This window comes from Azospirillum sp. TSO5, assembly GCF_003116065.1.
Classification (GTDB): Bacteria; Pseudomonadota; Alphaproteobacteria; order Azospirillales; family Azospirillaceae; genus Azospirillum.
In genome coordinates, this window is the sequence record NZ_LGQY01000030.1 from 77,686 (window position 1) to 88,685 (window position 11,000).

The 11,000-nt window shown below is 67.7% G+C and carries 3 protein-coding genes and 1 CRISPR repeat array; all 3 genes read left to right on the plus strand.

The features are described from left to right. Positions 1–66: 66 nt before the first annotated feature. Positions 67–403: direct repeats of the CRISPR family, unit length 37 nt; unit sequence GCCTTCCCGGGCGGAAACGCCCGGGCCTCATTGAAGC. Positions 404–998: 595 nt separating this feature from the next. Further along, on the plus strand, positions 999–4,295 hold the full coding sequence (locus tag TSO5_RS09075; protein WP_109151279.1) for a hypothetical protein: 3,297 nt from the start codon (positions 999–1,001) through the stop codon (positions 4,293–4,295). 22 nt (positions 4,296–4,317) lie between these two features. Then, positions 4,318–5,628, plus strand: coding sequence for a hypothetical protein (locus TSO5_RS09080; protein ID WP_109151280.1), 1,311 nt, complete (start codon positions 4,318–4,320; stop codon positions 5,626–5,628). A gap of 16 nt (positions 5,629–5,644) precedes the next feature. Then, positions 5,645–11,000 (plus strand): hypothetical protein (locus tag TSO5_RS09085; protein ID WP_146203715.1); only part of this gene is annotated, 5,356 nt, incomplete at its 3' end.

Consider the following 11,000-nt stretch of genomic DNA (forward strand, 5'->3'; position numbering starts at 1 on the left):
ACTTTCCGCGAACCGCTCGAATCAAGGCCGATTTTCGGCGATAAATCAGGAGGGTACAGAGTACCAGCCTTCCCGGGCGGAAACGCCCGGGCCTCATTGAAGCACGGACGATGAGCGGCTAGAGGCAAAGCGCCGCATTCTGGACGCCTTCCCGGGCGGAAACGCCCGGGCCTCATTGAAGCGCGGCGTCGCTGTGTGGGGTGGCAGTGGCGATCCCGCCGGCCTTCCCGGGCGGAAACGCCCGGGCCTCATTGAAGCGCCGTGGCCTGGACCGACTTCAGATAGTCGATCATGCCTTCCCGGGCGGAAACGCCCGGGCCTCATTGAAGCACCGAAGACTGCCCGCACGGTCGCGGCGCGCTGAAGGCCTTCCCGGGCGGAAACGCCCGGGCCTCATTGAAGCCTCGACGCCCGCACGGACGATGCGGTGCTTGACGCTGGCCTCCTCCAGGCGGCGGGCTCCGGAAGATGACTGAGGCAGCGGCGCAGCAACTGATGGCGCTGGGAGCGGCCAACCGCTCGAACTCCAGCAGGTCGATGACATGGTCGCGCCGGCTGCCGGCCGCCTCCGCGCAGATGAGGATACCGCGGCCATTGGTCGGCGATCGCCGCACCCCCAACCCACACTCGCAGTACGAGTTATTTTTTAGAAACATATCGATTTAGGAGATACATTTCGTCACTTGATTCCAAAAAGGCGCCGATCTATAGATTTATGCAGACGCTGAGTTGCCTCCTCTCTCTTTTCGTAAGAACTCGCCAGAGTAAATATAGAAACGTCCCCACTATAAAAGCTATAATCGAATAACAATTAAAAAATACACCGCCATTCGGCCGTCAGACGAGCTTCACAACAGTATTTTCAATTTATTTACAGATCGGGGTGGCTCATGGCAACCATGACTGCACTTGGTGCCTGCGATCTTTCTGATGGGAAAAATTCACTGTCTGTTTATGCGCTCGATGAGCAAAACGGCGCGTCCAGCGGCTTTGCCATCGTGCTGCACCCGATAGGGGCGACAGTACCGGCCATCGGCGGCCTCGACAATTTTCTCGGCCTCCCCTTCCCGTCGAACGGCGCAGCAGGCTTCAACATTGCCATCGTCTTCTTCGGGGAACCGCTGGCGCTTGCGGCACCCGGCCCGTTCGCATCGGCCAGCGCGGCGGCGCAGGCCTTCGGTGCGTCTCTGGTCGCGCAGATGCAGGCGGTCAGCGGCTTCACCGGCTGCCTGATCCTGTGGGCCGGATCGCTGGGCGCCCTGCCCGCGCCTCCGATCGGCACAGTTCCGATGCTGCGCTTCACCGCCTCCCTCGACGGCTTCGTCGATTCCCTGGCGCTGACCACCACCACGCCGGCCCTCCTCGCGCCCGGCGCCAATGGCACCGGCCTCACCCTGTCGAATGTCGGCGATCCGGTCGAGTTGTCGGCGACCGGCAGCGGCTTCCTGATGACCGGCGGTCAGCTGGTCGTCGCCACCGGCAGCGGCGGCAGTCTGTTCCTGACCAGCGAGATCGCGCTCGCCATTGATGCCTCGGCCGCAGGAACGATGGGCAGCCTGTCCATGACCGTCACCTCGCAAGCCGAATTCGGGCAGACCGCCGCCGGCTTCACCTACGCGGTCCTGCCGCAGCCCACCGCCGGGGCGGCACCGCCGTCCGATGGCGGCATGATCTACAGCTATCCGCTGTTCGACCCGAGCGTCGATTTCACCCACACCAGCGTCGCCGGCACGCTCCTCCTGACGCCGGGCGCGGCGAACGGCGGGACGACGGGACGTTTCGTCTTCGGGTTGGGTGCGCCGGCCCTGACATCCACCTTCCGCACGACGCTGCTAACGCCGGTGACCCTGACCGCGGACGGCAGCACCGGCGGGCTCAGCCTGGGCGGCGCCCCCGACGGCAGCCTGCGCTGGACGCCCACCGGCACCTTCGCCCTCGGGCTGTCCAGCGGATCCGACACGGCTCCGGCGCTGCTGTGCGGCTTGTCCGGTGTGGAGACTGCGGCCCTCACCGCGACCGCGCAGGTCACCTTCGTCCCCGGCAGCCCGGCCACCGTCTGGCAAAGTGCGGCTCCGGCGGCGACCGGGACGCCCGGTTACAGCGCCTGGACTGGCGGCGGGCCACCGCCCTGCACCACGGCTTGGCTCGCGCTGACCGATTCCGCGACCGGGGTCGGGCTGTCCTGGGACGCGCAGTCGGCGGCGGCCCCGCTGTTCGTCGGCTCCGCCAACCCATCCGTCCTCCGGCTGGCGACGCTGGCCACCGGACGGTTTCCCGGCACCGGCTCGCCGGTTCCGATGGTGCCCTACGCCGGCATCGCGGCTGCGCCTGCCGGAAGCGACCTGCCGGGACTTGAAAGCGGCTTCCTCTCGGTGCGGCGCGCCGCGATCATCGCGGCGGCCTCTGCCGCCACGCCGGTCCTCCAGGGTGGAGCATCGACGGCGGTCACCCCTCAGGGCGTCGTCGCCGGCTTCAATCCGGCCACCGGCGCGATGATCTCGCTGACGCTCGCGGCGCAGCAGGGGCCGGACACCGCCGTGTCGGTCGGATTCCAGGCGGTTGGCGGCGGCGCCCTGCCGGCCGCGCTGGCCGATGCGTTCCTGACTCCGCAGCCCTTCGTCGTCATGACCTGCCTGTCCGCGGCCGTCTCCGCATCGGCCACCCTGTCGGCGATGATGAGGCTGGACGGCTGGGCCTTCACCATCCCGCTGCCGACGACCTGCCAGATCGCCGGCGGCACCTTCGGCACCGTTATGCTGTTCAAGGCAGCCGGCTCGCCCCTGTCGCAACTGGTCACGACGCCGGGGTCCTGGTCAGGCTACGCCACCTTCAACGACACTGCCTTCGATCCGACGGGCACGCTGCTGTCGGCGCACCTGTCCCATTACGTCGCCTCGGTGCGGACGAAGTGGAACGGCGGCAAGGGGCCGGCGGCCTACGGGCCGCTGATCGACATCCTGGACGATCCGGCCTGGTCGGGCCTGCTGGTCCTGAAGCCCCAGGTCGACATCGCCGCCTGCGCCGCCAGCCTGACGCCGATCCTGATCGCCACCGGCGTTCCGGCACTCTACGCCGACCATATCGGCGTGTCCTCGACGCAGTTGTCCGGCACCGGAACCGGCACGGCCGAGCAGTTCGCGCAGAACAGCGCGCTGTTCGGTTTCATCGACTATGCGGCCTCCTGCACCCTGCCCAAGGTCGGGCCGGCGCCGCAGCCGGCGGCCGGATCGAACGTCGCCGGCGCCCTGATGACGACCAGCCTGCAGGCGACCTTCGTGAACTCCGCCATGACCGCTTTCGCCAGCGCCGGCGCATTGACGGTCGAAAGCCTGTTCGGCGATGCGGCCGGACAGCCCGGCAGCAGCATTCCCCTGTCCGGGTCGGCGCACAGCGTCGGCGGCACGACCACCTATGCGCTGGCCCCGCCCCCCGGTTCCGTCACCAGCATTCCGCTGGTCAGCGCCGGGATTTCCACGATGGTCGTCAGCGGCGTGACGACCAGCATGCCGACGACAACGTCGATGGTCTTCAGCCTGTCGGGATGGCTGACCACCCCGCCGCCCCCGACGACGCCGTCCGGCGCGCTCGACCTGCTGTCCTACGGCACCATCGCCTTTTCCGGCTATCCCATCACCATGGACTGGTCGGCCAGCCCGGTGACCTTCAACGCGAACCCGGCGGCGGTCCAGTTCGGCACCCTGCCGGGCGCGTCCCTGCCCGCCGCCGGCCTTCCCCTGGCGGCGGCCTACGGCTGCAATTATTACCGCGCTGGCAGCCTCGCCGCGTCGATGCCGGTCGGCGCGCAGGGGATGCTGGTGCAGCCGTCGGGCAGCCCGGCGTCGTTCGGCTACCAGAAGGTCACGGTCACACCCTCCGCCGGAACGGCGCCCGACTACACGAAGCCCTGGCTGGGTCTGGTCCTCGACCTCGATCTCGGCGGCAGCGGTTCGCTGGCCGGAAACACGGTGCTGTCAGCCGATTTCCTCCTGGCCTGGGCCCCGGCCTCGTCGGGGGGAGACGGGCGCTCGCTGGACCTGTGGGTGCGCTTCATCGGGCCGGCGGGGATGCCGCTGGGCCTGACCATCGAAGGCGTCGTGACCATCGGCGCCGCGAGCGCGAGCCTCAGCCAGCAGGCCGGCGCCTATGTCCTCCGCCTTGGCGAGATCGGACTGACCATCCTGTCGAAGACCTTCCCGACCGCCGGCTCGGTCGACCTCTACCTGGCCGGCTTCGCCGGAACCGGGGGAGCGCCGACGCTGGGCTGGTTCGGCGGCTACGCCCGCGCCGCATCGTAATTTCCCGATCGAGGACGCAGCCATGCTCACCATACTCGTCTGGAACATCGAGATGTACGGCGCGAAGTTCACCGCGAACACGCCGGTGGACAATTTGTGCAGGATGATCCGCGACCAGATGATCGCGGCCATCATTCAAGCCTCCGGCGCGCAGGTCGTGATGGTGCAGGAGTTGCGAAAGAACGGCATCGAACGTCTGCCGGTCGTGATCGAGCTATTGAAGGAGTTGGGCCAGACCGACTGGAACTTCGACCTCGTCGAGGGCGCGGTCTTCGACGCAAAGGCCAACTACCCGGATTTCTCGGACCTCTTCTTTTCGCAAAGCGCGAACAACGAAGGTTATGCGGTGCTTTGGCGAAGCGGTTCGGCCACGCTGGGGCCGGTCACCTATCTGGATGGAACGACGACCAAGAACTACGATCAGTCCTATGGCCAGAACTCCACCCATTACGAGAAAACCGCCGGACATGTGATCGCGCTGGCGAACGAAGGCTACACCTTCACCTGGGTTCCCGACGGAAACCAGCTCGGCATCCAGTTCAAAGGGACCAACACCGCGCCGGGTAAGGGATTCATCGGATTTCCCTATTCGAACATTCCCAACATCGTTGGCGACGACACGAAGGACGGCAAGATTCTCAGCCGTTCGAACACCCGCCGGCCCGCCGTCATCTCCATCGCCTACGGTGGAGGCACGGTTCCGGTCGTCGCCTATCACGCCCCGGTGCATCTGAACAGCTGCATCGCCGGGACCCTCGCCGCCCTGGTTGCCAAGGACCTCTGCGACCGGACGGTGACCGGGGCCTACCCGGTCCAGCCAGTTCGCGTTTTCGCCGGCGATCTGAATCTGAAGACGGATTTCAACAACCTGTCGGCCAACGCCGTGGCAACCGGCGCTGGGCTGACCAAGACGATGATCCAGAACGACGGCACCTCGCCGCCGACGATGGTCCGTCCCATGGACTATTTCAACGCGACCTACAACGACGCCAGCTATCTGTACACCTGCCGAGATTATGCGTTCGGCAGCGATGCCGTGACTACGGTCGGCACCTTCGACCCGGTGAGCGCGCTGCGCAACAACCAGACACTTGCGAGAATCTTCATTTCAAATGAAGGCATCATGGAGCTTCTCTTCCATGAACAAAGCTACATAGCTCAACTTCCGCTGCCCCTCCAACCGCTTCAAGGTGGCGACTGGGCAGATGTCCTCACGAAATATCTCAATGTGATGGACGGCACCGTTTCCGATGATGACCAGCAGAATATCTGCTCCGTTTTCTATCGGATATTCGTCAGCGATCACATTCCCGTGCAAATCACCCTGACTTGAGGGCGGAGCAGCAATCATGACCGGCACGAATCTTTCTGCGGCGGTTTGCCAGTCCGTGACCACGGGACAGCCGCCGACCTTCACGCTGGCCGACATCCAGGCGGCCAACACCGCGCCAAACAGCCATGCGCTGGTGACGCTGGACGTCAGCAGCCTGAAGTCGGTCGGATTTCAGCAGATTGCGGGGCTGTTCGCCGGCCATTCGATTCTCGACCTCGTTCCGCCGCAACTGACGAACCTCGTCGACCTGCTCACCGCAGCACTCACGCTCGACAGCGTGTCGTACGAGCTGCTGCCCGACAACTCGCTGGCGACCGTCGCCGTGTCGCTGGGACTGGTGACGCCGCCGACCTTCGCGCTGTTCGGCGATTCCAGCCTGCCGGTGAGCGTCGCCAGCATCGACCTGACGCTCGCCAATCCCGCCGCGTCGCCGACGCTGTCGATGGTGCTGAACGGCACGCTGGCGCTCGGCGCCAAGACGGGCGCACCGGCGCTCAACGTCTCATTGTTCGTGCCGGAGCTGAACCTCGTAGCGGCGATGCCGTCGAGTTTCGCTCCGCTGCCCGCGTCGGATTTCCTGACGCCGCTGGGGATCAGCACCACGCTGTTCGACGCCATGGCGGTGGAGATCTTCAATTTCGAACTGGACGTCCTCAGCGAAGGGCTGATGCTGGAGGTCGGGCTGGTCGATCCGCCATCCCCCGCCGCGAATGCCGACGGCTTCACCATCCAGTCCGTCACCCTCGCGCTGGAGATCGGTTCCGGACAGCTGTCGCTTGCGGTCGCCAGCACCATCCTGGTCGAGGTTGCCGCATCGCAGAAATCACTGGCCTTCGACGCAGATCTGGCGGTGGTCGCCACCCGTACGCCGGGCAGCCCGCTGACGCCGACTTGGACCATCACCGGCGCGCTCGACGTTCCGGCCACGCTGGCGGCGCAGAGGCTGACCGGCACCACGCTGACGCTGACGCAGTTGCTGGCGATCCTCGGCCTGTCGCCGCCCGCCTCCTCCCTGCTGGACACCGATGCGGTGACGCTCGGCACCCTGACGCTGGATTGCCAGTACACGGCAGGCACGGCTCCGCTTTTCGGGCTGTCGGGCAGCGTCGGCGTGGCCTGGGCCGGGCTGGGCGGCGTTACGCTGGACGCCGCCTTCACCTTCAGCCACCAGTCCGGCGCCACCCCGGCGACGCAGGGCAGCGTGACGGTCGATGCCACCATCGACGGCTTCGCGGTGACGCTGGAGTACCAGTTCGGCGGCACGCAGGGCAGCACGCTGAACGCCAGCGCCTTCGGCGGCAAGCTGACCGGCACCTACACTGCCGGCACCGAGACGCTGACGCTGACCTATGCCGCCGGGCAGGCGACGCCGATCACGCTGGCGCAGGTGATCGACGACTTCATCGCGATGTTCTCGGGCGATCAGGGGACGGCCCTGCCGGACCCGTGGGGCAGCTTCTTCGGCGACGTCACCATCCCGCTGGAGTCGGTGTCGATCAGCGTGAATTTCAGCAGCAAGTCCGCGCAGATCACGCTGACGATCGACAACGCCTCGCTGCTCGGGCTGTCGGTCACCGGCGTCACGCTGGGTTACCAGTCGGGCAAGGGCTTCGCCCTGACGGTCCAGGGCGATTTCAGCGACCTCCTCGGCACCGCTTCGCCAAGCTGGGATCCGACCCAGCCCGGCGCGGCGCCGGCGCTTCCCGGCACGCCGTCCGGCAATCTCCAGGTCAACCTTCTGGCCATCGGACAGCACATGACGCTTGGCACGGCCCCGGCCACCGTGTCCGACGCCATCACCGCACTGTCGGCACTGCTGCAGAAGACCGGCGGCGGCACCCTGCCCGGCTTCGATGCCGGCGCCGGATGGACCGTGGCGCTCGACCTGTTGCTGCGCGGGCAGCTGGACATCCAACTGGTCTTCCTGGACGGCACGCCCTCCGGGCTCTATGGCGCCCAGGTGACCGTCACGGCATCCCCGGCCAAGGGCGGCGGCGGGTCCGGCTATCTCAGCCAGCTCGCCGGGCTCCAGGCCGAAATCCAGTACAGCACGATCAGCAGCACGCTTGCCGAATACCAGGGCGTCCTTGTCCCGCCGACGGCCCTGCAACACCTGCAGGTCGGCATGTGTTCGCTGCAGCTGCCGTCGATTTCCGCGCGGTTCTACACCGACGGCGAATTCTACGTCGATCTCGGCTTCCCGACCGGGGGTGACTTCTCGCAATCCTTCGGCATCGCCGCACCGCCCTACCAGGGCTATGGCGGCCTGTATTTCGGACGGCTGAGCCCCAGCCAGGCGAGCAACCTTCCGACGGTCACCGGCGGCTCCTTCAGCACGGAGACGGAGATCGGCATCGGGCTGAAGCTGGGCCTGTACGAGGGCTGGTCGAAAGGGCCGCTGACCGCCAGCCTTTCGGCGACGCTGACCGGCATCTTCCAGGGCGTGTTCGCCGAATACACGGCACAGAGCGGCAGCGGCGCCGGCGGCAGTCAGGAATACTGGTGCATCGAAGCCACCGTGGGGGTCGAGGGCGAGGTCACGGGAAGCGTCGATTTCACGGTGATCGCGGCGTCCCTGGATGTCGCCGTGTCTGTGACGGCCGACGTGCTTGCGACCGCGGGCTATGCCTTCCCGGTGTCCATCGACGCCACGTTGGCGGTGTCGCTGTCGGTGACGATCAACCTCGGCATCGTCCACATCTCGCACAGCTTCGCCTTCAGCACCTCCCTTGCCGAGACGGTGACGATCGGATCGACCCAAGCCAACCTGCCCTGGCCCGCGGCGTCCTCCATCGGTGCGGCGGCGGTCGGCGTGCCGGCAGCCGGCGGCGCAACCGGTACGGCTGCCGCCGGCGGGACTTCCGCGCCAGCCTTCGCCCCCTTCGCCGGCTTCCGGCTGCCGATCGCGCTGTGCGTCACGCCGGTACTGAGCCAGGCCCTGAACGCCCAGCAGGCGGCGGAGTGGGTCTATGTCGCGGAAACCACGCTGCCGGCCAGCCCCGACCAGGGAAGCTCCACCACCGCCGCCACCTTCGACGACTTCGCGCAGCTCGTGGTCGCGTGGTTCGCCCAGGCGGTGTTGGGCAGCTCGGTGCCCGCCGCCGCCGATCCGCGGACGGCCGTCTCCCTGACACTGGCCCAGGTCCAGCAGTTGGAAACCGCGCTGCAGGGAATGCGCAAGACGCCGACCGTCCCGGCGGCGTCCGATGTCCAGGCCTTCTTCGCCGGGAATCTCGCGCTCGGCCTCCAGTCCGTCTTCCAGGCGGCTCCGCAGGGCGGCGGCACACAGCCGGTTCCCACCGTGCCGTTCCCCCTGCCGCCGACCTGCGCGGTGGTCGTCAGCCAGATCTCCACCACCTCCACCTCGCTGCTTCAGGGCCAGCCGCAAGCCGTGCCGGTCGCCGCGGCGCCCGACGGCCCGGCCCCGGCGGTCCTGCGCGACTATCTGATCCTGGTCGCCCTGGCGTCGCTGGGATCGCTCCAGACGGTGGCGACCGCCGAGGCGCAGACGGTGTCGGCCCTCTTCGCCGCACTGGGCGACGCCGCCGACAACATCGCCGGCATGGTGTCGCGCTTCATGCTGCACGGGCAGCAGCTTGCCGGCGGGCCGCTCTACAACGCGACCGGACAGATCTCGGCCCCCTTTACGCCCAACGCCCAGGAAACGCTGACAGTCAGCATCATCTCCCCCACCCCGTCCAGCTACGGCCTGATCTTCCCGAACATCAAGGCCGACGGATCGGGGCAAATCGTACTGGCGTCCAGCGATCCCCAGCCTGTGGTGTATTCCGGCCAGACCGTCAGCGGCTGGGCCGGGCTGGCGCCGACGGAGGGCCCGGCGCTGGCCGCCGGCCTGATGCCGGAGACCGCTACCGTGCAGCGGCGCTACCGCCTGGGCACCGGCACGCAGGTCGTGGCGCAGGCCGTGGGCAGCTCCGTCGCCGTGCTGCGCCCGCTGCCGACCGCCCTTCGGCAGGCGCTGGCGGCAGCCGGCGGGCTGTCCGGTGTGTCACTCACCGACCCGTCGACCGGCGGCGCGGTCGCGGCCTCCGCCTATGGATGGGCGGTCCAGGTGGAATTCAGCATCCGCACCCTTCCTGCCGCCGGCCGGGCGGGCGCCCCGGTCTATGCCGTGCACACGGTGTCCGCCTCCGGTCTCCAGCGGTTGCAGTCGCTCTACGCCGACCTCGGCGCCGCCAACCCGCCGGTGTCGCTGACGGCGCTGACGCTGGCCGTCCCGGTCAAGAGCGCAGGAGCCGAAGCAGGATCGTCGCCCCGGACCGTCGCGGCCCGGCAGGTCGATGTGGGAAGCGGTGGCGCCATCCTCTATCAGTCCCAGCAGGCGGTGCCGGGCACACCCGAGCCCACGGCCTTCATCGCGACCCTGCTGGCCGCCGGGTTGGAGCAGGAACGCGGTTTCATCCTGTATGTCCCGGACCAGAACGGGACGGCGGTGATCCCGCAGAGCCTGTTCGACGGTCACGGCGTGGCGCATCTGACCCTGGTCGCATTGCTGTCGCACGCCACCGCCGCCGACGGCACCGAGACCGTCCGCCCCTACGTCACCGCGATCGTCGCGTCCACCCAGGCGCCGGCTCATCCGCTGTCGGTCACCGCCGCCGCCCTGACCGAGACGGTGCGGCAGGTTCCGCTCGGCTCGGTGCGGATGTGGCAGACCAACAGCACAACGCCGCCCAGCCCGGCCATCGCATACCAGCCGACCATCGACAACCTGTTCAGCCTCGTCGCCTTCTACCCGACGGTGATGGACGGCGCGACGACGATCTACAGCGGCACCACCCCGGTCATCGTCAGCCAGTCCAACAGCGGCCCCAGCGACGGAACCAGCCGGCACAGCGCCACCTTCAGCATCCTGCAGCATGTCGAGGCGACGGCGGTGCAGGCACAGCCGTCCATCCCGTCCCCTGACCTGCCGCAACTATTGTCGCTCGCCGCGGATCCCTACCAGTTCGTCGGCAACGTCTTCTCCGCCCAGGCCAAGTGGGTGGACCTGTTCGGCAACATGCTGCCGGTCAGGAGCGACGCCGGATCGATCGCCGGGCAGGTGCTGCAATGGACCGACTCCCTGATCGGCCTGCAAGGCTGGCCGGGACTGAGCTTCTCGTACAGCTTCGCGACGGCGGCCGGCGGCGACCGGGTCCTCAGCCTGGCACTGAACTGGTCGGAGCCCTCGTCGCTGTCGTCCGAGCGGATGGGGGAGCTGATCGCCACGCTGGTGCGGGCCTACCACCAGCTTGCGCACGTCAATGTGACGCTGTCCACCAGCCTGGTCCCGACGCCGCTGGACACGCTGCTCGAATTCTCCATCCCGCCCGCCCCCACCCCCGGCCCCTACCCTATTCCGCCGCAGA